The sequence below is a fragment of the Lentzea sp. NPDC036955 genome (assembly GCF_055608005.1).
In genome coordinates this window covers 141295-165984 of record NZ_JBVJRC010000004.1, presented here as the reverse complement: position 1 = coordinate 165984, position 24690 = coordinate 141295, and the positions used below count along the sequence as shown (strand labels likewise).

Sequence of the window (24690 nt, the reverse complement as noted above, 5' to 3'; positions counted from 1 at the left end):
ATACCCCAGCGGTATGGATACGGTGGACGGCGTGGAGACCAGGGAGCTCCGTTACTTCGTCGCGGTCGCCGAGGCGCTGCACTTCGGCCGCGCCGCCGAACGCCTGGGCATCGCCCAGCCGCCGCTGTCGCGCACCATCGCTCAGCTCGAACACCGGCTCGGCGTCGAACTGCTGACCCGCACCAGCCGCAAGGTCCTGCTCACCGCCGCCGGGGAGACCCTGCTGGCCGAGGCCAGGGCGATCCTCGCCGCTGTCGTCGCGGCCGAACGCCGCACCAGGGACGCGGCCGCCGACCGGCCGTCGCTGGTGCTCGCCGCGAAGGCGGGCAGCTCCGGCGAGGTGCTGGCGAAGCTGCTCGACGTGTACGCCGCCCAGCCCGGTGCCGTGCCGGTCGACGTCCTGCTGTGCGAGTCGAACACCCACGTCCCGCTGCTCGACGGACGGGCCGACGTGGCGTTGCTGCACGAGCCGTACGACCCGACGACCGGCCTCGACGTGGAGGTCCTGCACACCGAGGACCAGGTCGCGGTGATGCCGTCGGCGCACCCGCTCGCGGGAGTGGCGCAGCTGCGGATGGCGGACGTCAGCGGTCTGGCCGAACGGGCCCGCTGGCCGCGTCCGGACGGCACCTACCCGGACGGTCCCGGCATCGAGGTGCGCAACCTGACGCAGCTGTTCCAGATGATCGAGCTCGGCAGGGCCGTCGCCGTGGTGCCGGAGGACTTCCGCACGAGGCTCACCGAAGGGCTGGTCGCCGTTCCGGTCGTGGACGCCCCGAAGGTGACCACGGTGATCGCGTGGCCACCGCACAGCCGGTCACGTGCGCTCGCCGACCTGGTCAGGGTCGCGACCGGGGTCAGCTGACCGGTGCGCGGCTCAGCACGACGGCCAGGCCGAACGCCAGGCCCATGACGGTGATCTCGAAGACCGCCCACTGCACGATCGCCGTGGTCCGGTGCTGCGAGATTTGCGGCAGCAGCTTCCACCGGATGCGCGCGCCGAGCACCGCGACCGCGGCCGCACACGCCGCCTTGCCGAGGAACAGCAGGCCGTAGCCGGTGGTGAACATCGACTGCGGGAACGGCACGACCGGGTTGAGGGCCAGCTCCAGCAGACCGTTGAACAGGCCGGTCACCGTGACGACGACCAGGCTGACGGTCGCGATCCGGGAGAACTTCGGCAGCGCGACGGCGAGCAGGCCCTTGCGGTACGCGACCAGCGCCATCAGCGCGCCGAGCCCGCCGGTCCACGCCGCCGCGCCCAGCACGTGCAGCTCCATGGAGACCATCGAGTAGTCGTGGTACTTCCAGTTGGAGGCGTGCCCGGTGACCGGGATCGGCAGCAGGCCGAACATCGAGACCAGGATGCGCAGCTCGGCCGGCACGGACTCGCCGCTGCGCACCGCCAGCACGCCGACCAGCAGGTACGCGAACGCGCAGGCGGCGCTGAACAGCAGGCCCTTGCCGGCGCCGACCGTGGCGATGTAGTCGGCCGCGTTGCCGATGCTGACGTCGCTGCCCGGCCGCAGCTCCGCCGCCTGCAGGACGATCGCGAGCAGCGCGGTCACCACCCAGACCGCCGCGGCGACGACCGCGGCGGGCCGGGCGATCCGCATGACCGGTTCGGTGTGCGTGGGCCGGTCGAAGCCGAGCAGCTTCGGCAGGATCGACAGGCCGACGACGATCGTCGCCGACACGTCGAGCAGCACGCGGGTGACCGGCAGGCCGTACCGGACCGCCGCCCCGGCGTCCACGACCCCGGCGACCACGACGGGTGGCGCCAGCACGAGGCCGAGGGCGATGCCCGCGAGCGCGCCGAACACCAGACCGGCGAGCACGCGGTAGTGGGTGGGGGCGGTGGTCCGGACGTCGCTCATGCCTTGGCGCTCCCGCCGCCGCCGCGCAGGGCGATGAACACGCCGCCGCCGAGCAGCACCACGGCGCCGACGATCCACACCCACAGCGGGATGCCGCCACCGGAGTCGCTGCTGCCGGAGGCGTCGGCGCTGGCCGGGGTGGTGGGCGTACCGGTGCCGTCCTTGGTGAGCGTGAACGTCAGCTCACCGGAGACCGGGTGGCCGTCCGCGGACAGGATCCGGTAGCCGATCTTGTACTGACCAGCCTTGCCCAGGGCGTTGACCTGGGCGGACACCGAGTTGTCGGTGATCTTCGGGTCGCCCGGCGCCTCGTAGTGGCCGCCGTTCGCGTCCACCACCGAGATCGTGTTGATGTCCTTGCCGCCCTGCACGTCCTGGTCGAAGGTCAGCGTGACCGAGGACGGGCCGACCTCCAGCGAGGACTTGTCCTTCGGGTCGCTGCTGATCAGTGCGTTGTGCGCCGAAGCGGGCGCGGCCGTGGTGAGCACGGCCGCACCCGCGATCAGGCACGCGATGAGTGCGCGCTTCATGCTGTGGGTCACGCCTTCCTGCGCGAACGCAGGATCGCGCCGATGCCGAAGCCCAGACCCAGCGCACCGACGGCCAGGCCGGCGCCACCGAGGTAGCGGGCGGTCTGGTCGGAACCGGCGGCCGACGCCTCGTGCGTGTCGGTCGAGTTCGCGGCGTTCGTCGAGCCGTGGCCGTGGTCGTCGCCGTCCGCCTTCTTCGGGGCGAGCTTCAGCGCGGGTGCCGGGTGCTCCGGCTCCTTGCCGTCGGCGCCCGCGGGCTGGCTCCAGTCGACGACCTCGCCGTTCTCGTAGGTCTGCTTGGTCGGCAGCAGCAGGGTGTCCTTCTCCGGCAGCGTGCCGAGGGCGACGTAGAACTCCTGGTACTCGTTGACCCCGATCTTCGTGCCGGGCTCCGCGGTCCAGGTGATCGACGTGAACGCCTCGGTGATCTCCTTGCCGGCGACCGTGACGGGCTTGTCGAGCTTGCCCTTGACCGCCTCTGCCTTCCAGCCGGGCAGCGGCCGGGTGCGCACCGAGGTGAGCGGGGTGTCCTGCGGCAGCGTGACCTCGATCTTGGTCGTGCCGGCGTTGTCCCGCTCGTTCGGGACGCGGAACGCGAACGTGGCGCGGCCGCCCTGCGTGAACTCCGAGGGCTGGGCGCTGACGTGCGCGGACGCGATCGCGGGGGTGCCGAGGACGGCGAACCCGGCCACGGCGAGGACGGCGAGCGCGCGCACGCCAAAGCGATGTGCAGACATGTGGTTGTGGCTCCTGATGCCAAAGGGGGGAGATGCGGGTGCGTGGGTGTCAGGAACCACAGGGCGGGCCGCGCAGCCCGTGGGCACGGCTCAGCTCGGCGGCGTGTGCGCGCCGCAGGTAGGGCGTGCCGGTGGACGTCCGCACCGGCGTGAGCACCGGCTGCGGCGTGAGCCTGCGGGGGATCAGGCGGGTGACCGCGGCGAACAGCCGGAACAGCGCGTTCTCCGCGTGGAACAGCAACAGCCCGGTCAGCGTCGCCGCGACGAGGTGCGCGCCGAACATCTGCCAGGTGAGCGTGCCGGCGTGCTCGTGGCTGACCCAGGTCAGCAGCAGGTGCTGCGCGAGCTGGGCCGTGGCGAGCCCGGCCATGACCGAGAGCCTCCCGGTCCGCCGGTCCGCGAGCGACGCCGCCGCGAACGCGATCAGCACCACCAGCGGCAGCGCGTGGACGAACTCCGCGAGCTCACCACCGCCGATGCCGTGGGCGGCGATCGTGAGCGCCGACGAGGTCACCGCGAGAACGGCACCGCGAAGGGTGCGCATCTCACTCGACCGGGTGCTCACGGATCTGAGGGTAATGCGACCGGTTTGCATCGGTCCACGAGTGGGTATCTAGGGCCGCATGCACAACCAATGCGACAGGCCGGGCCGCACCGACCGGGTCGTGTTCGGCGTTGCCGCAGGTCTCACGCTTGCATTCGTGGCCTGGGGGATTGCCGGAACTGACTCGTTGGCCTCGGCCTCGAAGACCGCGCTCGGGTGGGTCATCCAGAACCTGGGATGGGCCTTCGTGCTCACGGCGTCCGGCTTCGTGCTGTTCGCCCTCTGGCTCGCCTTCAGCCGTTACGGCAAGATCCCGCTCGGTCGTGACGACGAGAAACCCGAGTTCAAGACGGTCTCGTGGGTCGCGATGATGTTCAGCGCCGGCATGGGCATCGGGCTCATGTTCTACGGCGTGAACGAGCCGCTCACGCACTTCGTGAAGCCGCCGCCCGGCACCGAGGGCGACCCCCTCGAGACCGCCATGGCCACCACGCTCTTCCACTGGACCCTGCACCCGTGGGCGATCTACGCCGTCGTCGGCATCGCGATCGCCTACGGGAGCTTCCGCCGTGGCCGGTCGTCGCTGATCAGCGCTGCCTTCGCCCCTCTGCTCGGTCGCAGGGCCGCGTCGGGGTGGGGCCGTGCGATCGACGTGATGGCGATCTTCGCCACGCTGTTCGGCTCGGCCGCCTCCCTCGGTCTCGGCGCCCTGCAGATCGGGAGCGGGCTGGAGGCGGCCGGGTGGGGTGGCCAGGTCGGCAAGGGCGTGCTGGTCGCGGTCATCGCCGTGCTGACCGTGGCGTTCGTCGCATCCGCCGTCTCGGGGGTCGCGAAGGGCATCCAGTGGCTGTCGAACACCAACATGGTGCTGGCCGTGGTGCTGGCGCTGTTCCTGTTCGTCGTCGGCCCGACGGTGTTCATCCTGAACCTGCTGCCCACCGCGCTCGGCGACTACTTCCGCGAGCTGGCCAACATGGCCGGTCGCACCGCCGCCTCCGGTGGTGAGGCGACCGAGACGTGGCTGTCCGGCTGGACGATCTTCTACTGGGCGTGGTGGATCTCCTGGACGCCGTTCGTCGGCACGTTCATCGCCCGCATCTCGCGCGGCCGCACGATCCGCCAGTTCGTCGCCGGCGTGATCCTCGTGCCGTCCGCGGTGTCGCTGGTGTGGTTCGCGATCCTCGGCGGCTCGGCGATCTTCGAGCAGCGGTCCGGTGTGGACCTCGCGGGCCAGTCGACGCCGGAGTCGCAGCTGTTCTCGCTGCTCGACCAGTTCCCGCTGGCCACCGTGGCCGGCGTGGTCGTGATGATCCTCGTCGCCATCTTCTTCGTGTCCGGCGCCGACGCCGCGTCCATCGTGATGGGAACGCTCTCCCAGCGGGGCTCCATGCACCCGACCAAGGCCGTGGTGGTGTTCTGGGGCGTGCTCACCGGTGCCGTGGCCGCGGTGATGCTGCTGGTCGGCGGCTCCAACGCGTTGACCGGCCTGCAGAACCTCACGATCATCGCGGCGCTGCCGTTCATGGTCGTGATGGTCGGCCTGTGCGTCTCGCTGGCCAAGGACCTGCGGTCCGACCCGATGATCCGGCGCGAGGAACGCGTGGCCGAGGTCATGGAGGAGGTCACCGCCCACCTCGACCCCGGTCAGGTGGTCGAGGAGGCGGCGGTCGAGGCCGTGGCCAAGGTGACCGGGCGCACGCCGAACGTCAGCGCACGTTCAGACGCCTGAGCAGTTCCTGCTCCAACACGTCCAGATCGGTTCCGACGGCCCGGTGCGCTGCTTTGCGCCGGGCCGTCGGCATGCGTTCGGAAGCGCGCACGGCGGCGAGCAGTTGCGACAGGCGCGCCTCGGTCTTCGAAACCCAATCGGAATCCGCGGCCCGCACCGTCTCGAGCGACTCCGAAAAGCCGACGATCCGCGCGTGCAACCGGGCCCCGTAACCGGAGTACCGGCCGATGTCGGCCACGTCGATGCCGAGCCTCCGTGCGCGGTAGCGGTCGTACTGCTCGCTCAAAACCCCAGCTCCGCGGGCGATCACGGGGGCCAGCACCGGGATGAGCGCGGGCGCCACCACCTTCGCGACGCCGACCAGGTTCTTCGCCCTGCCGGGCGTGAATCCGGCCTTCGCTTTGCGCGCCATTCGGGTACACCTCCTCCGTCACGTGAAACTTACTGCCCAGGTTGCTGGCACATGAGGTCGGCGCGCGACATACGCTGCACCGGTGACTTCCCAGGTGCAGCTAGACGCCGGCGTGGTCACTCGTTGTCGGCGGCGGGTGCACCTCGAAAACGATCCGGAGATGCGCGACGCTCCCAAAGCGGCGCTGGACCCGGCTTCGGAACAACGGAAAGCGGACGCGGCGAACCACCGCCGCGCGGTGGCGGACGCCCTCGGGCGGATCGTCGGCTCGAACCTCTTCGAGGTGCCGAACGGTCCCGAGGTGCGGACCGCGGACCGGGAACGCGTCACGCTCGCGGCGATGGAGATGGGCGCGCCCTACATCTGGGGCGCCGCACTGCCGCGTGACCCGCGTGGCGGCCGTCGTGGTGGCATCGACCTGCTGGTGAAGGACGCGACCGGGTACGTGCCGGTGCTCGTGGTGCGGCACAAGATCACCGATCCCGGCCAGGGCGCGCGCACCAGCCCGTTGACCATGCCGTTGCCCGGCGGCAGCCGCACCGACCCGCACCGCAAGGTCCGGCCGCAGCCCCGTGACCAGCTCCGGCTCGCGCACGCCCAGCGCCAGCTCCAGGCCGCGGGCCACGCGACGAACGCCCGCGCGACCGGTGGCGTGATCGGCATGGACGCCGACGTGGTGCTGTGGCACGACCTGGAGGCACCGACCTGGCCCGGCGGCCGCACCGCGCTGGCCGAGTACGACGCGCGGTTCTCCGACCGGCTGGCCGTGGCGCTGGCGGCGGCGAACCAGAAGGACCCGCTCGCCAAGCCGTCGCGGATCGTCGACTGCAAGACCTGCCCGTGGTGGCCGACCTGCGACACCGACCTCAAGCGCGGCAGGGACGTCTCACTGGTCGTGCGCGGCGAGGACGCGGTGGCGCTGCGCAGGATCGGTCTGTCCACTGTGGACCAACTGGCGGAGCTCGACCCGGCCTCGGACGGTCCGATCCAGCTCGTCGGCATGCCGTTCGGCGACGCGGTCGTGCTCGCGCGGGCGTGGTTGCGCGACCTCACGCTGGTCCGCCGCGTGCGGGAGATGAACGTGCCACGCGCCGACGTCGAGGTCGACGTCGACATGGAGAGCTTCGGCGACCTGGGCGCGTACATGTGGGGATGTCTGTTGTCCGGCAAGGACGTCGACGAGGACCACGGCTACCGCGCGTTCGTCACGTGGGACGCGCTGCCGTGCGACGACGAGGCTCGCTCGTTCGCCGAGTTCTGGACCTGGCTGACCGGCATCCGCCTGCGCGCCAAGGCACGCGGCCTGTCGTTCCGCGCCTACTGCTACAACGAGCTCGCCGAGAACCGCTGGCTGCTGGCGTCCGCGGAACGGTTCGCCGGCAAGCCCGGCATCCCGACCGTGGCGCAGGTCAAGGAGTTCATCGGCTCCGACGCGTGGGTGGACCTCTTCGGCATCGTGCGCGAGCAGTTCCTGTGCGCCCACGGCAAGGGACTGAAGATCATCGCCCCGGTCGCCGGCTTCACGTGGCGCGACCCGGAGGCGGGCGGCGAGAACTCGATGCGCTGGTACCGGTCCGCGGTCGGCCTGAACGGCGACCCGCTCGACCTCGACCAGCGGCGCAGGCTGCTGGAGTACAACGAGGACGACGTCCGGGCCACCCACCGCCTGCGCGAGTGGATGACCTCGGACGCGATGTCCCGCCTGCCCTACGCCGGCGACCTCTGACGCGCCGCCCGCCCACGCCGAACGCACGCGGGGACCTTTCGTACCTCATGTGAGTACGAAAGCTCCCCGCGTGCACTCGAGAAGCAGGCGCGTGGGGCTAGCGAGGGGACATGCGGAGGGCGCCGTCCATGCGGATGACCTCGCCGTTGAGGTAGTCGTGCTCCACGATCGACACGGCCAGCTGCGCGTACTCCGACGGCTGCGCCAGGCGCTTCGGGAACGGCACACCGGCGGCGAGGCCCGCGCGGAACTCGTCGGAGACCGTGGCGAGCATCGGGGTGTCGACGATGCCGGGGGCGATGGTCAGCACGCGGATGCCGACGGAGGACAGGTCGCGCGCGGCCGGGAGGGTCATGCCGACGACGCCGCCCTTGGAGGAGGCGTAGGCGACCTGGCCGATCTGGCCGTCGAACGCGGCGATCGAGGCGGTGTTGATGATGACGCCGCGGGCGCCGTGCTCGAGCTCCTCGGTCTTGCCCATCGCGGCGGCGGCGAGGCGCAGCACGTTGAACGTGCCGATCAAGTTGACCTCGACGACCTTGCGGTAGAGGTCGAGGTCGTGCGGGCCGCTCTTGCCGACGGTCCTGGTCGACGGGCCGATGCCAGCGCAGTTCACCGTGATGCGCAGCGGGGCACCGGAGCCGGCCGCGGTGTCGACGGCGGCCTGGACCTCGTCGCCGGAGGTCACGTCGGCGGCCAGGTAGGTGACGTTCTCGACGGCTTCCGCCTTCTCGATCGCGCCGGGCAGGTCGAGCGCGAACACCTGCGCTCCACGCGCCGCCAGCGCACGTGCGGTCGCGCCGCCGAGACCGGACGCGCCACCGGTGACGATGGCCGCGGTACCCGAGATCTCCATGCCTTCACCTTCCTCGAAGCGAACTGCTCGCGAGGAGGTTAACGCTCGTTACCCGGTGGTCGACCCCCGGACCGGGTCAACGGTCGGACAGGTGCAGCAGCGCCACCAGGGGCACCGCTGCCAGCACCGCGAGGCCGATGAAGATCATTGCGATCAGCAGAACTCCCATGCCTTGAACTGTGCCGTTCGACGGTGTTCGAAACATCGCCCGCGCCGGTAGACCTCTGGGAGGAGATCTGTCACGGTCAGCTACGACGAAAGTCGTACGGTGTTCCCCGAGCGGCCAACCGGGGATGTCAGGGTCACCCGCATGTTCGCCCGTCGCATCGCGGTCGTCGGCACCGGCTACGTGGGACTCACCACGGGAGCCTGCCTCGCATCACTGGGACACCGCGTCGTGTGCGCGGACGTCGACGCGGAGAAGGTGGTCAGACTGCGCGCCGGCCAGGTCGACATCCTCGAACCGGGGCTCGCCGAGCTCGTCGTCGAGGGCCGGCTGGCCGGAAGGCTGGAGTTCGTCGTCGGTGCCGCTCCCGCGGTGCGGGACGCCGACGTCGTGTTCTTCTGCCTGCCGACGCCGATGGGCGCGGGTGGTGCGGCCGACCTCAGCGCCGTCGAGTCCGTGGCCGCCGAGATCCGCGACGTGCTGCCGTACGGGACGGTCGTGGTCACCAAGTCCACGGTGCCCGTCGGTACGTCGGAACGCGTGCGCGCGTTGCTCGGGCGTGAGGACGTGGCGGTGGTGTCGAACCCCGAGTTCCTGCGCGAGGGCACGGCCGTGCGCGACTTCCTGCACCCGGACCGGATCGTGGTCGGGTCGGACTCGCCGTCCGCGGCCGAGCGGGTGGCGGCGCTGTTCGCCAAGCTGGGCGCCCCGACCGTGCTGATGGACGCCGCCAGCGCCGAGATGGTCAAGTACGCCGCCAACTGCTTCCTCGCGATGAAGCTCTCGTACGTCAACGCGGTCGCCGAGCTGTGCGAACGGCTGGGCGCCGACGTTGAGTCGGTCACCGAGGGCATGGGCTACGACAAGCGGATCGGGCAGTCGTTCCTGCGGCCGGGACCGGGCTGGGGCGGGTCGTGCCTGCCCAAGGACACGCACGCGATGGTGCAGATCGCCGAGGCGGCGGGTGTCGACTTCGGACTGGTCCGCTCCACGATCGAGGCGAACGTCCGCGCACAGCTGCGGGTCGTCGAGAAGGTCCGCGCCGCCTGCGGTGGAACGCTCGCCGGAGTGCGGATCGGCGTGCTCGGGCTCGCGTTCAAGACCGGCACGAACGACCTGCGCGACTCGCCCGCCCTGGCCGTGGCGGAACAGCTGGTGCTGGAGGGTGCCGAGCTCACCGCCCACGACCCGGAGGTGAGCGGGCCGATCACCGGGATGCTGGTGGTCGACGACCCCTACCAGGCGGTCAAGGGCGCCGAGGCGGTCGTGCTGCTGACCGACTGGCCGGTGTTCCGCACGCTCGACTGGTCGCGGGTGGCCGAGCTCATGGACGGTCACACGATCGTCGACTCCCGGAACCACCTGGACGCGGAGGCGCTGGCCCGCGCAGGGCTGCTCCATTCGGGCGTGGGTCGTGCGTCACTCGGAGTCACGCAATTTAGTTAGCCCCGCGTACCTTTATGGGGTGTTCACCACGCGCCCCGAACTCGTCGGCACCTTCGGCATGGTCGGCTCGACCCACTGGCTGGCCTCCTCGGCGGCCATGGCCGTGCTGGAGGACGGCGGGAACGCCTTCGACGCCGCCGTCACCGCCGGATTCGTGCTCCAGGTCGTGGAACCGCACCTCAACGGCCCCGGCGGCGAGGTGCCGATCATCTTCGCGAAGGCCGGGTCCGCCCCGCGCGTGCTGAGCGGCCAGGGCGTCGCGCCCGCCGCCGCCACGATCGACCACTACGCCGGCCTCGGCCTCGACCTGATCCCCGGCAGCGGCCTGCTGGCGGCGACCGTGCCGGGCGCGTGGGACGGCTGGCTCACGCTGCTGCGCGACCACGGCACCAAGACGTTGCGCGAGGTGCTCGACCGCGCGATCGGTTACGCCAGGGACGGGTTCCCGCTCCTCGACCGCGTCGTCGACACCATCGAACGCGTCTCCGACCTCTTCCGCGACCACTGGACCACCTCGGCCGCGCAGTGGCTGCCCGGCGGTGCGCTGCCCGCGCGCGGTGGCCGGTTCCGCAACCCGAAGCTCGCCGACACCTGGGAGTGGCTGCTCGCCGCCGGCGAGGCCGCGGGCGCCGACCGCGAGGCGCAGATCGAGGCCGCGCGCAGGGCGTGGTCGCAGGGCTTCGTGGCCGCCCAGGTCGACGAGTTCTGCCGGACCGCCCACCGCGACGACTCCGGCCGCGACCACGCCGGTGTGCTGACCGGTGCGGACATGGCGTCGTGGGAGGCGTCGTACGAGGACGCGCTGACCGCGGAGTTCGGCGAGTGGACGCTCGTCAAGGCCGGCGCGTGGACGCAGGGACCCGTTCTGGTGCAACAGCTCCGGCTGCTGGAGGGCTACGACCTGTCCTACGTGGACGGCAGGCCGACCGCGGAGACCGTGCACCTGGCGGTCGAGGCGGCCAAGCTGGCGTTCGCCGACCGCGAGGCCTGGTACGGCGACGTCGGCGACGTCCCGCTCGACATCCTGCTGTCCCGCTCCTACGCGGCCGAACGCCGTGCCCTGATCGGGGAGAGCGCTTCCTACGAGCTGCGGCCCGGCTCGCCCGGCGGCCGCGCACCCGTGCTGCCCCGGCACATCACCGGCGGACCCGCCACCCCCGTGTCCGACCCGACCGGTGCGATCGGCGAGCCGACGGTGGCGCGCTCCGGCGTGACGCGCGGCGACACCGTGCACGTCGACGTCGTGGACCGCTGGGGCAACATGGTCTCCGCGACCCCGTCCGGCGGCTGGCTCCAGTCCTCGCCGACGATCCCGTCGCTCGGGTTCTGCCTGGGCAGCCGCGCCCAGATGTTCTGGCTCGACCGGGGACTGCCGAACTCGCTCGCCCCCGGCAAGCGCCCGCGGATCACGCTGTCGCCGTCGATGGCGCTGCGGGACGGGGAGGCCGCACTGGCGTTCGGCACGCCCGGCGGGGACCAGCAGGACCAGTGGCAGCTCGGCTTCTGGCTCGCGCACCGCGCCGGGCTGAACCTGCAGGAGGCGATCGACTCGCCGATGTGGCACTCCAACGCGTTCCCGAGCTCGTTCTACCCGCGGGCCTGGACACCGGGGGAGCTCGTCATCGAGTCACGCGCCGGCGTGGACGTGCTGGCAGCGTTGCGTGCGCGTGGCCACCAGGTCGTGGACGCCGGCGAGTGGACCCTCGGCCGGATGTCGGCCGTGGCCAGGGACGCCGCGGACGGGCTCCTGCGCGCCGGGGCCAACCCGCGCGGCGCACAGGGGTACGCGGTCGGTCGCTAGCTCAGCCCTCCACCAGCGCGGTGCCGTTGTGCACCGCCGTCACGTTCGGACCGTTGAGGTCGTGCAGCGCCGTGACACCCGCGCGGTCGCCGAGCTCGCTGAGCTGCGTGACCGGGTCGAGCTGCGGCAGCTGCGGAACGGCCTGCGGGCTCGCGTTCGCGGTGCCGGCCAACGCGGCCAGCGCACCGGCGGCGATCCCGGCGGAGGCGACGATCTTCTTCAGGCGCACGGCGGTTCCCTCTCTTCAGGTGCTGGAGAAAGTGGAACGGCGCCCGGTTCGAGGGGGAGGGAACCGGGCGCCGCTCCGGTCAGGAAGAACTGGTCAGTTCAGCGGCGGACGATCAGATGCCGACGATCAGATGTCGACGGAGGCGTTGCCGGTCGGCACACCCGAGGGCTCGGTCAGGCCCAGCAGCGTCGCGGTCGCACTGGAGTCGACGTTCTCGACGATCGCGTTGACGTCGGGCTGCTGGGCGTTGAGCGCCTGGACCTTGCCGTCGACGTCCTTGGTGTTGACGGAGGCGAGGTCGCCCACGGACGCGACGTCACCGAGCTGGCCACCCAGGTCGGGAGCGGTGTGGGCGTTGGCGTTCGCGGTGTCCGCGTGCGCGATGCCACCCAGGCCGAGCATGACGGTGGCGCTGCCGAGGGCCACGGCGGCCCCCGCGACGGTCTTCCTGAGGTTCATGGGCGCGAAGGTTCCGCACCCGACCCCTCTACATCAAGCTGCGTAATCCGGGAGGGGGAAGTTCTTCACACGTTCGGTGAGCTGTTCGGCGCAGCATTCGAAGTCGCCGCAACAACTGGCGACTGGGAAATGACCGGCACGTCGTCAGGCGATGGCGCCGGGCGGCAGCTTCAGCTTGAACGGCAGCGTCGTCACGACGGCCAGATCGGACGCGGTCGCCTTCATCAACGACGGCGCGTTGCGCGCACCCGGTTCCGGCAGGTCCAGCAACCGGTCCACGGCCTCGATCAACGGGCCCTCGTAGATCCAGACGGCCTGCGCGGGCCTGGCCGAGTCGCGCACCGCGGGCAGTCGTCCCGCGCGGGCCTCGGTCTCCGACCAGAAGAGGATCGAGTCGATGAACCCTCTGCGCTGTTTGAACGCCATGATGCGGTCGAGCTGCCCGGCGTCGTCCCTCAGGTGCAGGAACTGAAACCCGTTTTCGCGCAGCTCGATGACCTTGCTCAGTGCGTGGTCCATGGCGCACCTACCCCTGTGAGGTCCCCATCAGGTGACCGTTCAGTCATACGACCCGAAAGGATCGTACGGTAAGTCAACGTTCGCCCGTAAGCCGTAGGCCGAACGAGTATCTCAATTGGTGGACGTTTGTGGCTTAGTGTAGTCATTCATCTTCTTGCGAGAGGAAACGGCCAGGACGGCCGTCACGGTTCGCGTCAAGAACGCCAAACCACCTAATGTGACTAATGTCACGCTGATCCACATGTGTCGCCTCCGAACGGTGACTTACACAGGTAGACGTCTAGCACTCGTCGGCGGTTGCAAGTGGGAGCGACTCACTGAGCCGGTCGATTCTCCCGGCTGCGCCGCTCGGACCGGTGATCTTTTCTGGCCTGTTCCCTCTGGGTTTGCTCGGCGAGCAATGCGGCCACGGTCACGGCCCCGCGGGCGTTGTCGTCCAGTCGCCGGCGGCGGGAACCCTCGTCCGGGTCGGTGGTCGGGTAGTTCGGCACGCGCGGCAGGACCTGCGTGTGGTCCTCGTCCTCCGCGGCAGCGACGGCGGGAACGGCGGGAACGGCCCGCTTGCGCACGCGCGGCAGCTCGATCGTCACCTCGGCCGCCACGATCGCGCGCGAGTCCCGGTGCTCCCGCGCCGGGGTGATCTCGGTGCTCTCCTCCGCCACGGGGGCCGCTGTCTCCGGCGCCGGCTTCGGCTCTGGTTCCGGCGCGGGCGTGGGCTTGGGCTTGGGCGACGGCCGGGAAAGCCTGCGCGCGAGCTTGTGGCTCGGTTTCTCGACGAACCGGTAGCTGAGCTCGACGAACGCGAACGTGGCCGCCACGGCGATCACCACGGCCGGCAGCAGCGGAACGGCCGGGCGCAGCAGGTCCAGCACGGCGAACGCGATCAGGCCGTGCAGCAGGTAGATGGAGTAGCTGCGTTCGGACAGCGCGATCCAGAACTTCCGCTCGCGCAGCCGCGGCTCGGCGAACAGGCCCATCAGGAAGCACATCACCGCGATGGCCAGCGCCAGGCTGTACGAGTTGTCGACGCGGCCCAGCTTCAGCAGGTCGCCGAGCACGTACAACGACCACGCCAGCGCCGTGTAGACGCCGCCTGCCCACAGCGGGATGCGCTTGGTGGTGGTCGCCCAGATGATCTGGCCGATGATCGGGATCGGCAGGTACGAGACGTTCACGGCGAAGAGCGACCACGACTTGCCGAACTGGGCCCGGCTCATCAGCACGATGAACACGAAGGTCAGCTCGATGGCGAGACCGAGCCACACCCAGCGCTTGAGCACCGGGATCAGCAGGATCAGCACCAGGTAGAAGATGACCTCGACGATCAGCGTCCAGGCCACGCCCACCAGCACGACCTGCGGGAAGATCAGGTAGTTGACCAGCACGGAGTTCGTGAACAGCGTCCACGCGCTGATCGTCTGGGCCTGGCCGGTCGCGAGCAGACCACCGCCGATGGTGATCAGCAGCGCGGTCAGGAGCACGGTGAAGATCATCGGAGGGTAGACGCGCGAGAGCCGGTTCAGGCCGAAGCGGGTCTGGCCGTGCCGCAGCGCGATCGGGGTCACGACGAACCCGCTGACCAGGAAGAAGAACGGCACGGCGACCTCGCCGATGCCCTGCAGCGACATGTGGAACGGGTCGCTGGACACGGCGTTCAGCACGTCGAAGAACCGGGATTCCTCGTCGCGCTTGCCCACCCACTGGGCCGCGATGTGGCTGTAGAAGACCAGGAGGGCGCCGACGGCCCGGCCGATGTCGATGAACGCGACCCGCGTCTTCTCGGAACGTGCCTGGTCAGCGCCGGTCTGGGTGCGTGCTGGTGACTCCAGCGGGACCGACCCCCTTCGCCCTCGTGCGGTCCCGGACCGCCATTGCGGCGAGAAGAGTAACGGGCCGGGCACCGTCAGTGGCCAGAGGAGCCCGCCGTCCCCCCGTCCAGCGGGTACAACGACGTCGGCGGCGCCGCGATGCGGTCGTCCGGCCGTGAATCAGCGCGCAGGGGCGGACGCGGACCGCTTCTTCTCCCACCGGCGGATGCGCCGGTGCACGGCCATCTCCACGTAGCGGTGCAGGACCTCGGTCACGGCGGCGGTCAGCAGCAGCGCCACGAGCAGCGCCGGGACGTTGCCGATCTGCGGTGCCAGCGCGGCGAGCGTGGGGTAGATGCAGACCGGGTGGATCAGGTAGATCGCGTACGTCCGCGCCGACCAGGCCTTCACGAACGCGGACTTGGTGACCGGACCGCCCACGTACATCATCACCAGCACCAGCAGGATGCACAGGAACGCGGTGCGCACCATGCCGCCGCCCGAGTACGCGTACCCCCCGAGCTTGTCGGCCCAGACGAACAGGCCGAAGTGGACGGTGCCGATCGCGAGGCCGGTGCCGACGTGCACCTTGCCGGACCGGACCAGGGTGATCAGCTGGCCGATGAAGATCAGCGTGATGAAGCAGGCGATGACACCGAGGCGGTGCACCGCATCGGACTGCGGGCCGCTGGCGAGCGAGAGCGTCAGGCAGATCAGGGCGGCGGCGGCCGCCGGGGGCAGCCACGGTCGTCGCCGCAGCAACGGCATCGTGGCCGCCACGTACGAGTAGAACGTGATCTGCAGCAGCAACGTCCAGGTGACGCCGACCAGGATCACGGTCGGCGTGGTGAAGAAGCCCGCCAGCGTCACGCCGGTGAGCACGTCGAGGAAGCTCAGCGACGTCTGCTTGGTCTCCGCGCGGAACACGCCGAGGTTGATCAGCACCGCCGAGATGACGAGCACCACCACCAGCAGCGGGATGATCCGGCCGAAGCGGCGCAGCAGGAACTGACCGGGCCGTTCCCGGTCGGCCACGTGGGTGACCACCATGCCGCTGATCACCATGAAGATCGTGACGTCGGTGAACGACAGGTGCGGGTTGAGCTGCAGCGGGTCGGCCAGCACCGTCCGGACGAAGTCGCTGAACGAGAACTCGCGCTGGTTCACGGCGAACCAGTTCGCGGTGTGCACGTAGACGCCGACCGTGGACGCGATCACCCGCAGGAGGTCCAGGCCGTGCATGTAGCCGCCGGACGCGCGCGGGCGGGCCTGCGCGGTCGTGGGCATGTTCGTGAGCGTGTTCATGTCGACTTCCCGAAGCAGCGGTGCAGCAGCTCGGCCCCCAGGCCCCACACGGGCAACGCCACGAGGTAGTTGAACGGGAGCGGCAGCAGCCCCAGCAGCGGGTAGGCCAGCACACCGCACAGCAGCACCAGGGGGAAGGCGCGGCTGACGAGCCAGTCGACCGGCCGCGGCCGCGCGGTGTGCGGCTCGCCCTTCACCGCGAGCTGCACCAGCATGAACGCGACCACCGCGGCGACGGTGAACCACCACAGGGCGGCCGTGCGGAACAGGTGCTCGGTCACCGCCGGCACCACGAAGCAGACCAGCACCAGCGGCGCGACCTCCCAGAACCGCCCGAGCCCCGTGCGCAGCAGCAGTTGCAGCTCGCCGCAGATCGGCAGCGCCACCAGCGCGGTCAGGATCGCCAGCTGGTCGAGGTCCGCGACCCCGGCCACCACGAGGAGCACGACCACGACGGTGAGCTGCGCGGCGACCGCCACGACCGGCCTGCGCGGCAGCAGCACCGCGGACCCCGTGCAGAGCACCGCGAAGACCACGACCGCCAGCACCGCGAGGGCCGGCGGGTTCTCCCGGTAGTCGACCACCAGCGGCAACGGGTCGGCGAACAGCGAGAAGAGCACGCCGAGCACCACCGCGACCACCAGCGGCAGACCGGCCTGCCACGCCAGCCGTCCCAGGAACCTCGGCAGCCCCGTGCTCATCGCCCGCGCGAACAGCAGGTGCCCGGCGCACACCAGCAGCAGCGACAGGCCGAGGAGCCCGAAGTCCTCACCGAGGCCGAGCGGCCGGTTGACCCACTCCCGCACGACGACGAGCCACTCCGGCGAGTGGCCGTGCCGGTTCAGCCACAGCCCGCCGAGGACGCTGTAGGCGACCAGGGCGGTGCCCAGCGCGACCGGTGCGTGCAGGCCGGGCGGCCGCGCGGTCACGGCCACGACCGGCTGGGTGACGGGCTCACTCATCAGCGGCCAGCACCTCGCGCTGCGCCTCGACGAGCTCGGCCGTCTTCTCCCGCACCCACCGGGACGTCTTGCCGCGCACCTCGAGGCGCACCACGAGGTCCTCGTGCGTGTAGACGGTCCGGGTGAGCAGGCCGTCGCGGGAGCGGTGCACGTGGGTCTCGGCCGGCTTCAGGCCGTACTCCTCCTGGAGGTCCGCCAGCTCCGCCGCGAGGTCCCGGGCGGCGTCGGCGTCGCGGACCTGCACGACCGCGAGCGTGGCCTTGCCCTCGGGGTAGATCGACACCGCCATGCGGGCACCGGAGGCGTCGGCGTCGGCGTACTCGACGACTTCGTCGTCGGTCAGGAAGCCGACCTTGGTGACACCGCCGAACGTGCGGATCGGCTGGTAGTTCTCGTGCACGCCGCCCATGTCGGCCAGCGCGAGCCGGTCGGCGGGCACGCGCCCGGCCTCACCCACGGGGCGGGCGTCGCGGGCACCGGCCAGTTCGAGGTCACGACCCCAGGCGAGCCAGCTGCCACCACCGATGACCAGGAGCACCGCCACGACCACCGCCGTGCCGACCGCATGGCGCAGGCCGTTGCGGCGCACGGCTGCGCCCTGGCTGCTCCCGGTCACGTACGACCCCCATGTCCCGGCTCACACCGATGGTCGCGAGCCGGGACAGATCGTACGAGATCGGCGCAGCTCAGAGGGGGCGAAGCCAGAGAGTTATGAACTTCGTCTCGGCTTCGTCGGCCATCCTGATCAGCTCGTCGTCCGACCGCTCGCCCGCGACGGGTCCGTTGTCGTCGACCGGCGTCAGCTGGTAGCCGAGCTTGCGGTAGGTGAGGAGCACCTGCGCCGCGTCGTCGCCCAGCTCGCCGATGGCGTCCGGGCAGAACTCGCACACGACGTGCGGACGGTCGCGTTCGAGCACGTCCGTGAGCCCGGCGAGGGCCCGGTGGTCGCGGCCCTGAAGATCGACCTTCACCAGGCTGATCCGCTGCCGGGTGACCTCCGCGCGGCTGTCCAGGCGGACGGCGGGGACCGTGACACCGGTGACGCCGTCGCCGGCGTCGTGCACCCGGTGGTCACCGCTGTTGAACTCCTCCTCCTGGACGAGCACGACCTCGGTCTCGGTGTCCCACGCCGCCATGGACAGCACGGTCACCCGGTCGGCCACTGCCGGCGGGAGGACCGTCGCCACGTTGCGCCGCAGGTACTCGGCCGTCACCGGGTTCGCCTCCACCGCCACGGCGGTGATCGGCGCCGAGGACCGCTGGAGCAGCCGCAGCGTGTGGTAGCCGACGTGCGCGCCGATGTCGAGGAACGCGCCGTCGCCGACCAGCTCCGCCATGAGGTCGGCCTCGCTGACCTCCCACGAGCGGTGGTAGGTCAGCCACGGCAGCACCACGTCGTCCTCGGGCACCAGCAGCGAGCCCACGTCGCAGAGCACGACCTGGGCGCCCCGCGGCACCGGCGCGTGGTCCAGCCGCGCGGCCTCGTGCACCGCGGTGAGGTCGCGCCGCACCTGCTGGAGCGTGAGCTCGTCCTGGTCGATCCGGACGTCGCGGTCGGCGAACATCTCGTGGTTGCGCCGTTCGGCGTCCGCGAGCTGCTCGCGCACCGAGCCGACCGCCCGGCTGACCTCGGTGACGTCCGTGCCGACCCTGGCGACGTCCTCGTTGACCTTGGCGAGGTCGCGCAGCACGCCGTCCACGTCGGGAGCGGGAACCTGCTCCAGCCGTTCGATCCGCTCGATCGTCTTGGCGACGCTCTTCGCCACGTCGTCGAGGCGGTGGGTCAGCGAGCGCTCCATCGAGTCCATGCGCGCGAGCATCTGCCCGGCGGTGTCCTCGACGCCGTCCACCAGCGCGCCCATCACCTTGCGCTGGTGCACGTCGTAGTGGTCGATCACGCGCAGCACGGCCCGCCGCATCGCCGGCGCACCCGGCAACCGGGACGGCGCACTGGCCTCGGGCTGCCACAGCAGCGCCTGCTTCGACTCGCGCAGCGGCTGCAACGGGTCGGCCGACGGGCTGGGGGCCGCCGTGGCGTACCGCCGGCCCCGCCAGCTCTCGTAGGCGTTGCCCAGGTGCTCGCGCATCCACTCGGCGGCGGTGTCCATCGACCTGGTGCGCAGGATGTGCTCCCGCGCGGCCAGGCCGCGGCGGCGTGCCTCCGCCGGGTCGTCGGCGATCTCCCGCATGGCCCGCGCGGCGGCGTCCAGGTCGGGATCGGCCCACACCGCGGTCTCGTGGTACGGGAAGTTGCCCTTGCCGACCTCGACCAGCTCGTACGGCACCGGCCAGCCGACGCTCGAGTCGAAGAACTCGGTGGTGCTCGAGTAGTCGGTCGAGATCACCGGCAGCGCGCGGGCCATCGCCTCGGCGACGGTCAGCCCGAAGCCCTCGCTGCGGTGCAACGAGACGTACGCGGTGCTATTCGCGTAGAGGTCGTGCAGCTCCTGGACGCTGAGGTAGCGCTCCAGCAGCTCGATCCGCGGGTCGCCGGCGGCCAGCACGCGCAGGCGTTCCGCGCTGAGCGGGTGCAGCTTGCCGTTGATCGCTTTGATGACCAGGCGGACGTCGTCGCGGCCCTCGAACGCCTTCTGGAACGCGGTGACCGCGCCCCACGGGTTCTTGCGCTGCCCGATGCTGTTGAAGTCGAACGCGAAGAGGAACTGCACCGGACCGGTGGGAGCAGGGGCGGGCTCACCGGGGTCGCGCACCGGCACCGGGATCGTCCTGACCGGCACCGGCGAGTGCTGCGCGATGGCGTCGCGGCAGAAGTCGCTGACCGTCCACACCTCGTCGACGAGCGCGAAGGCTGCGTGCAGCCACTCGGGGAAGTCCTCGAGCTCCCACGCCCACAGCCCGATGCGGTAGCGGTGGTGCCCCACACCGGGGTGGTTGCCGAGCACGGCCTTGGTCTGGTCCGCGTTGACGGCGAGCACGCTCACCGGGAACCGCGGGTCGCCGAGCGTCTCCGGGTCGTCGACGTCCGTGCGGTTGGAGACCAGCCGGTCCTCCACCACGGACACGATCGGCACACCGGCGAGGTCGATCGCGTCGTGCACGATCCGGCCCATCTCGCCGAGCCCGAGCTCCGCGGTCAGGTAGCCGAGCAGGTTCACGCCGAACTCGTCGACGGGTTCGCGCACCGGCTTCGGCTCACCGGGCAGGCCCCACGTCGGCAGCATGCCCTCGGAGATCCCGGAGGCACGGCACCAGCTGCGGAAGTCCGCGGCGTCCGCGCCGAGCACGTCCGGGAACGCGAGCTGCAGGTCGGTGCGCGCCTCGTAGACGGACATCGTCATGCGGCTCAGGCCGGCGGCGGCCTGTCCAGGGGTGGCCGGCGAGGTCAGCCACTCGCGGAACGCCCGCCCGCCGTCCGCACCGAACGCGTGCGGTGGGATCTCCGTGTCGTGCTTGGAAACCCGCTCGTGCGGCACCTCGGCGCGAATCCACGCGCTGCGGTACATCGAGCGCATGGTCGGGGTGAGCTTTGAGCCGTCCGCCATCTTGTTGAAGCCGTACGGGATCGCGTCGAGCGTCTCGGCGTACCCGTTGGCCTGCAACGCACTTCCGTAGTCGTCGCAGATCGCCTTGAGGCCGGGGTTCTCCGACAGCAGGATGCGCGGCTTGCGCTGGCAGTGGTACGTCAGCAGCCACGGGTGCTCCGGGCGGTAGCCGCTGAAGTGGAAGAACCGCAGCGGGTGCCCGTCGGCGAAGTAGGTCTCGCCCCTCTTCTCGACGTGCCGCTCGTGCAGGTTCCAGTACGCCACGTTGAAACCGGGGTCGCGCAGCACGTGGTTCGGGAACAGGGCGGGCACCTGGTCGACCCAGCGCTGGTCGGTGAAGAGCTGCCGTTCGGGCGCGACGATCGCGTCGTGCCGCAGGCGTTCCGCCCAGAAGTCGAGGAACGGCTCCGAACCCGGACCGGTCGCCACGAACCCCAGGTTGAAGATGCCGGTGCCCATGATCACCGCTTCGCTGGGTTCCTTGCCGTCACGCGGCAGGGGCGCCAGGAAGTGCGGCGTGAGCACGATGCCGTGCTCCATCGCCAGCTCAGCGAGCTCCGGCATCGGCGCGAACACCTTGATGTCCGGGTCGATGTACATGACGACGTCCGACCCGCCGCGCAGCCGGCGCAGCAGGTACGGCTTCACCGCCGTCGCGAGCTCGGTGACCGAGTACGCGGTGGCCATCCGCAGGTAGTCGAGCTCGTCGATGCCCGCGGTGGCCGGGCCGACCACCCGCACGCCGTCCTCGTCGACGGCGCTGTCCCACTCGGCGTCGATGACGAGGATGACGAACCGGTGACCGGGGTGGTGCCGGAGGTAGGAACGGGCGAGAACACGGGCGGCCGGCAGGTAGTTCTGCGCGACCACCGTGCAGGCGGTGACCTCAGGCATCAGCGGGCATCGCCTTGAGCTGGGTCTCCGCCGCGGCCTTGAAGAGCGCCAGCGCCTCGGTGAGGCTCGCCGCCGTCACGTCGATGCGCACGATGTACTTGTCGCTCGAGTAGTGGCCGCGGATGCGCGCGGGCTGACCGTCCTTGGCGTCCACCTGGGTCGCGCCGGCCTTCTCCGGCACGTCGGAGGTGATCTCCTGCATGCCGTTCGTGACCTGGATGGTCTTCAGCTCCAGCACACCGTTGTTCGCGGCCACCTTGTCGGTCGCCGTGACGATCATGATCGTGGTGTTCGCACCCTTGGCCGGCGTGGCCAGGCTGAGCTTCGACTTGGCGCCACCCGCGGTCTTGTACGCGGTGACCTCGCCCGGCGTCAGGTACGGCGGCTTCAGGTTCTCGATCTGGGTGAAGTTCGTGATGTCCTTGCGTTCCTGCGGGTTGCCGGCAACCTTGCCCACCTGGATCGGGTCCGGCGGCGCGCTCTGCGTGGTGCTCGTCGGGGGCGGGGTGCTCGTCTGGCCACCCGCGCTGTTGTCACCGCCGCGACCCCACAACCAGTAGGCGCCGAAACCGAGACCGGCGAGCAGGAGCACGGCGAGGACGATGCCGATGACCTTGCCCTTGCCGCCCTTGCCACTGCTGTCGTCGAAGACCTCCGGCCCGTGTGTCCACCCCGGCGTCGGCTGGTTGATCTGGTCGAAGTCACCACCGACCCACGGCGGCGGCGCCTGCTGCCCCTGCCAGTTCGGCTGCGCCTGCCAGCTCGGCGGCGCGACCGGCGTCACGAACTGCGTGCGCTCGGCGTCGGCGTTGGGCCGCTGCTGCGTGTTCACCACCTGCGTGGCATCCGGGTTGGCACTCTTCTGCTGCTGCGGCTGCTGTTTCGGTTGCTGAGTGCCCACGACCTGGGTCGCGTCCGCGCTGGGCGCGTTGGGCGGCACCGCCTCCCACTTGAACGGGGGAGCGAACGGCGCCTGCTGCTGGTTCGGAACCGCGGAACCACCCGCCGAGCCCGCGAGGATCTCGTCCCTGCGGCGGCGGTAGTCATCAGCCGAGATCCGACCAGAGGCGAGTTCGTTGTCGAGCTTCTGCAGCTCGTCTTGCCAGGTCACCCCTGGCACCCCCTTCCGCGCGTACATGACCCGGACATTGTGCCCGTGCTCGTAGAACCGATCGTTCCGGCCTCTCAAGTCGTGACCTGGTTGTGGTGGGAGGCACCGTCACATTGACCACATGCCGGGGTTCGGTCTCCGTAAGGCGCAGGTCGGGGCGCTGTCGGCGTTCTGTTCGGCTTGTGCGGGCCGATCATCGATTTCCCGCGTTCACGCGGCGTTGCCCCGGATCGTCCGGTCGGCGCGGCGCGGTCTGCTTCCGGGTGGTAGTGCCCGGTGGGGTTGGACGTCGGCCAAGGAATTGGCTGAAGCGCCACCGATCACCTGATCAACGGAACCTCCGCGCTCCTGCTCGAAGCGAGTTGCCTCGACCACGCCTTCCTGTGCGATCGTGGCGTGGTGGCCGAAGTGGTTTCGCTGCTCGATCGACCGGTTTACACCTTCCGCGAGGTGGACCGGCTGCTCGGGCTGAACCAGGACACCACTCGGCGGTGGGTCGACGGCTATCGCCGCGGCGGCAAGCACTACGCGCCCATCGTCAGGGAGGAGTCCACCGGGGACCGGTGGGTCACCTGGGGTGAGTTCACCGAGGTCCGGCTGCTCAGCGAGTATCGGGACCTCGACCACATCAGGATCCAGAAGCTGCGCGTCGTCGTCGACCACCTGCGGCACGAGTTCGGCCACCGGTACCCACTGGCGTACGCGCAGCCGTTCCTGCTCCCGAACGGGCGCGAGATCCTCATGCGCGCGCAGCACGCGGCCGAGCTGGAGGACGACCTCTTCGTCGTCGTTCGCACCGGTCAGCTCGTCGTGACACCACGAGTGGAACGGTTCGTCCGGGCGGCCACCTACGAGGTGGACCCCGTTCGGCCCCAGGAGGGGAAGACCATCGCGGTGCGTTTCCAGGCCGATCCGCGGTACCCGGACGTCACGATCGACCCGGAGCACCGCAGCGGACGGCCCACGATCGTCGGACGGGGCGTCCTCGTGACGACCCTGGCGGAGATGGTGTTCGCGGGTGACCAGGTCGAGGACATCGCGACCTGGTACGAGCTGACCCCCGACCAGGTCCAGCAGGCGGTCGACTTCACGGCCACGCACAACCTGGTGGCTTGAGGCAGTTTCGATGGAGCTCGACGACGTCCGCTTCTTCGTGGACGAGAACACGCTCGCTCTGGGCAAGGCGATCGCAGGGCTGCGCAAGGACACGGCCCTGATCGGCCAGCCGCCGGTGGACCGACTCGTGCGCCTGGGCGTCCAAGACGTCGAGTGGATCCCGCTCGTCGCCGCACGTGGCTGGGTGGTGATCACGATCGACCACCACCTGCGCACGCGGCCCTACGAGGCTGCTCTGGCCCATGAGCACGGTTTGAAATGCGTCAACCTGCGCGGCGCCGGAAATCTCGATCGCTGGTCCCAGCTGGTGCGACTCGCGATCCACTGGGACGCCGTGGAGCAGTTCATCGACGACCGCCCCGACGGGCCGTGGTGGCTCTCGCTGACCAAGAACGCCCGCCACGAGTACTCGTACAAGCCTTCCTAGGCGGAGCAACCGCCGACCAGGACCGTTCAGGTCGTGCGCGCCTGATCAGCAGAAGATGATCCCGCAAGGCCGCGTGGTCGTGGTCGTGGTGGTAGGCCGCGGCCGTGTGGTCGTCGTGGTGGGAGCCGGCGGTTTCGTCGTCGTGGTCGTCGTAGTGGTGACGACCTGCGTTGTTGTTGTCGTCGTGGTCGTAGTCGTTGTCGTGGAGGAAGAAGAAGACGGCGCGGACGACGACGGGGCTGAAGAAGGCGCAGATGACACTGTCTGTAGTTGTGACTCGGTCTGCGTCGGCATCAAAGAAGGCGTGTTGAGAAGGGAAACGCGGGCCGGATAAGCATCCTGCGGGTCCTCCGAATCGCCGGCCGCGAACGAGCCGAAAAGCGGTCCGAGCACTGACAACGCCGCTACTACGGCACCGATGAGCGCACCGGTTGCCAGCCTTCCCGGCCCGCTCATCGCCGCCAACACGGGGATTGCCTATCGGGTTCACTCGATTGGGTCAAGCAAACCGGGACTTTTCTACTCAGTCGGAC

23 protein-coding genes are annotated in these 24690 nt (G+C 70.3%); 8 read left to right on the top strand and 15 right to left on the bottom strand.

Translation table 11 applies throughout. The features are described from left to right. Positions 1 to 31: 31 nt before the first annotated feature. Positions 32 to 865: a LysR family transcriptional regulator gene (locus tag ACZ7CF_RS14180; RefSeq protein WP_470369989.1), complete on the top strand. Its 834-nt coding sequence runs from the start codon at positions 32 to 34 to the stop codon at positions 863 to 865. Here the strand turns inward: ACZ7CF_RS14180 and ACZ7CF_RS14175 are convergent. The 4 genes from ACZ7CF_RS14175 to ACZ7CF_RS14160 are packed head-to-tail and all read right to left on the bottom strand — an operon-like array spanning position 858 to position 3709. Beyond that, positions 858 to 1877 carry a copper resistance D family protein gene (locus tag ACZ7CF_RS14175; RefSeq protein WP_470369740.1) on the bottom strand — a complete coding sequence of 340 codons (1020 nt, stop codon included), beginning with the start codon at positions 1875 to 1877 and terminating at the stop codon, positions 858 to 860. The genes ACZ7CF_RS14180 and ACZ7CF_RS14175 overlap by 8 nt on opposite strands. Next, entirely contained in the window at positions 1874 to 2407 is a 534-nt protein-coding gene (locus tag ACZ7CF_RS14170; protein WP_470369739.1) for a copper resistance CopC family protein, read from the bottom strand. The genes ACZ7CF_RS14175 and ACZ7CF_RS14170 overlap by 4 nt, the downstream gene beginning before the upstream one ends. Positions 2408 to 2415: 8 nt before the next feature. Further along, positions 2416 to 3144, bottom strand: a complete 729-nt coding sequence (locus tag ACZ7CF_RS14165; protein WP_360397053.1) for a YcnI family copper-binding membrane protein — start codon at positions 3142 to 3144, stop codon at positions 2416 to 2418. A 49-nt stretch (positions 3145 to 3193) separates the two neighbouring features. Continuing rightward, the gene (locus tag ACZ7CF_RS14160; RefSeq protein ID WP_470369738.1) at positions 3194 to 3709 is read right to left on the bottom strand and encodes a hypothetical protein; all 516 of its coding nucleotides are present in this window, start codon (positions 3707 to 3709) and stop codon (positions 3194 to 3196) included. 58 nt (positions 3710 to 3767) lie between these two features. On the opposite strand from ACZ7CF_RS14160, the gene ACZ7CF_RS14155 reads away from it, so the two are divergent. Next, a complete protein-coding gene (locus ACZ7CF_RS14155; RefSeq protein ID WP_360397051.1) occupies positions 3768 to 5417 on the top strand; it encodes a BCCT family transporter in 1650 nt (549 codons plus the stop codon). On the opposite strand, the gene ACZ7CF_RS14150 is transcribed toward ACZ7CF_RS14155, so the two are convergent. Further along, a complete protein-coding gene (locus ACZ7CF_RS14150; protein ID WP_360397050.1) occupies positions 5395 to 5829 on the bottom strand; it encodes a DUF6474 family protein in 435 nt (144 codons plus the stop codon). The two genes, ACZ7CF_RS14155 and ACZ7CF_RS14150, sit on opposite strands and share 23 nt — an antisense overlap. Positions 5830 to 5911: 82 nt before the next feature. Here ACZ7CF_RS14150 and ACZ7CF_RS14145 point away from each other — a divergent pair, with 82 nt between their 5' ends. Then, on the top strand, positions 5912 to 7555 hold the full coding sequence (locus ACZ7CF_RS14145) for a TM0106 family RecB-like putative nuclease (RefSeq protein ID WP_360397049.1): 1644 nt from the start codon (positions 5912 to 5914) through the stop codon (positions 7553 to 7555). A gap of 97 nt (positions 7556 to 7652) precedes the next feature. On the opposite strand, the gene ACZ7CF_RS14140 is transcribed toward ACZ7CF_RS14145, so the two are convergent. After that, on the bottom strand, positions 7653 to 8411 hold the full coding sequence (locus ACZ7CF_RS14140; RefSeq protein WP_458429814.1) for an SDR family NAD(P)-dependent oxidoreductase: 759 nt from the start codon (positions 8409 to 8411) through the stop codon (positions 7653 to 7655). A 310-nt stretch (positions 8412 to 8721) separates the two neighbouring features. Here ACZ7CF_RS14140 and ACZ7CF_RS14135 point away from each other — a divergent pair, with 310 nt between their 5' ends. Then, on the top strand, positions 8722 to 10023 hold the full coding sequence (locus tag ACZ7CF_RS14135) for a UDP-glucose dehydrogenase family protein (RefSeq protein WP_470369737.1): 1302 nt from the start codon (positions 8722 to 8724) through the stop codon (positions 10021 to 10023). Between the two features lie 19 nt (positions 10024 to 10042). Then, entirely contained in the window at positions 10043 to 11824 is a 1782-nt protein-coding gene (locus ACZ7CF_RS14130; protein ID WP_470369736.1) for a gamma-glutamyltransferase family protein, read from the top strand. Position 11825: 1 nt separating this feature from the next. Here the strand turns inward: ACZ7CF_RS14130 and ACZ7CF_RS14125 are convergent, their stop codons facing one another. The 9 genes from ACZ7CF_RS14125 to ACZ7CF_RS14085 form a co-directional block, all read right to left on the bottom strand. Next, the gene (locus ACZ7CF_RS14125; RefSeq protein ID WP_360397045.1) at positions 11826 to 12053 is read right to left on the bottom strand and encodes a hypothetical protein; all 228 of its coding nucleotides are present in this window, start codon (positions 12051 to 12053) and stop codon (positions 11826 to 11828) included. 126 nt (positions 12054 to 12179) lie between these two features. Next, on the bottom strand, positions 12180 to 12512 hold the full coding sequence (locus ACZ7CF_RS14120) for a hypothetical protein (protein WP_360397044.1): 333 nt from the start codon (positions 12510 to 12512) through the stop codon (positions 12180 to 12182). A gap of 144 nt (positions 12513 to 12656) precedes the next feature. Next, positions 12657 to 13031, bottom strand: a complete 375-nt coding sequence (locus ACZ7CF_RS14115; protein WP_053732108.1) for a hypothetical protein — start codon at positions 13029 to 13031, stop codon at positions 12657 to 12659. Positions 13032 to 13345: 314 nt separating this feature from the next. Next, positions 13346 to 14932 carry an acyltransferase family protein gene (locus ACZ7CF_RS14110; protein ID WP_470369735.1) on the bottom strand — a complete coding sequence of 529 codons (1587 nt, stop codon included), beginning with the start codon at positions 14930 to 14932 and terminating at the stop codon, positions 13346 to 13348. A gap of 87 nt (positions 14933 to 15019) precedes the next feature. Beyond that, on the bottom strand, positions 15020 to 16144 hold the full coding sequence (locus ACZ7CF_RS14105) for an acyltransferase family protein (RefSeq protein WP_470369734.1): 1125 nt from the start codon (positions 16142 to 16144) through the stop codon (positions 15020 to 15022). Next, positions 16141 to 17106, bottom strand: a complete 966-nt coding sequence (locus ACZ7CF_RS14100) for a hypothetical protein (protein ID WP_360397041.1) — start codon at positions 17104 to 17106, stop codon at positions 16141 to 16143. Before ACZ7CF_RS14100 ends, ACZ7CF_RS14105 begins: the two co-directional genes overlap by 4 nt. Continuing rightward, positions 17099 to 17722, bottom strand: coding sequence for a hypothetical protein (locus tag ACZ7CF_RS14095; protein ID WP_360397040.1), 624 nt, complete (start codon positions 17720 to 17722; stop codon positions 17099 to 17101). Before ACZ7CF_RS14095 ends, ACZ7CF_RS14100 begins: the two co-directional genes overlap by 8 nt. A gap of 70 nt (positions 17723 to 17792) precedes the next feature. Continuing rightward, the gene (locus ACZ7CF_RS14090) at positions 17793 to 21503 is read right to left on the bottom strand and encodes an FkbM family methyltransferase (RefSeq protein WP_470369733.1); all 3711 of its coding nucleotides are present in this window, start codon (positions 21501 to 21503) and stop codon (positions 17793 to 17795) included. Next, the gene (locus ACZ7CF_RS14085) at positions 21496 to 22614 is read right to left on the bottom strand and encodes an SHOCT domain-containing protein (protein ID WP_470369732.1); all 1119 of its coding nucleotides are present in this window, start codon (positions 22612 to 22614) and stop codon (positions 21496 to 21498) included. Before ACZ7CF_RS14085 ends, ACZ7CF_RS14090 begins: the two co-directional genes overlap by 8 nt. 399 nt (positions 22615 to 23013) lie before the next feature. On the opposite strand from ACZ7CF_RS14085, the gene ACZ7CF_RS14080 reads away from it, so the two are divergent. The 3 genes from ACZ7CF_RS14080 (at position 23014) to ACZ7CF_RS14070 (ending at position 24491) form a co-directional block, all read left to right on the top strand. Further along, a complete protein-coding gene (locus ACZ7CF_RS14080) occupies positions 23014 to 23730 on the top strand; it encodes a DUF433 domain-containing protein (protein ID WP_470369731.1) in 717 nt (238 codons plus the stop codon). Positions 23731 to 23740: 10 nt separating this feature from the next. Next, positions 23741 to 24157, top strand: a complete 417-nt coding sequence (locus tag ACZ7CF_RS14075; RefSeq protein ID WP_470369730.1) for a PIN-like domain-containing protein — start codon at positions 23741 to 23743, stop codon at positions 24155 to 24157. A gap of 73 nt (positions 24158 to 24230) precedes the next feature. Continuing rightward, positions 24231 to 24491, top strand: coding sequence for a hypothetical protein (locus tag ACZ7CF_RS14070; RefSeq protein ID WP_360397036.1), 261 nt, complete (start codon positions 24231 to 24233; stop codon positions 24489 to 24491). Positions 24492 to 24690 lie beyond the last annotated feature (199 nt).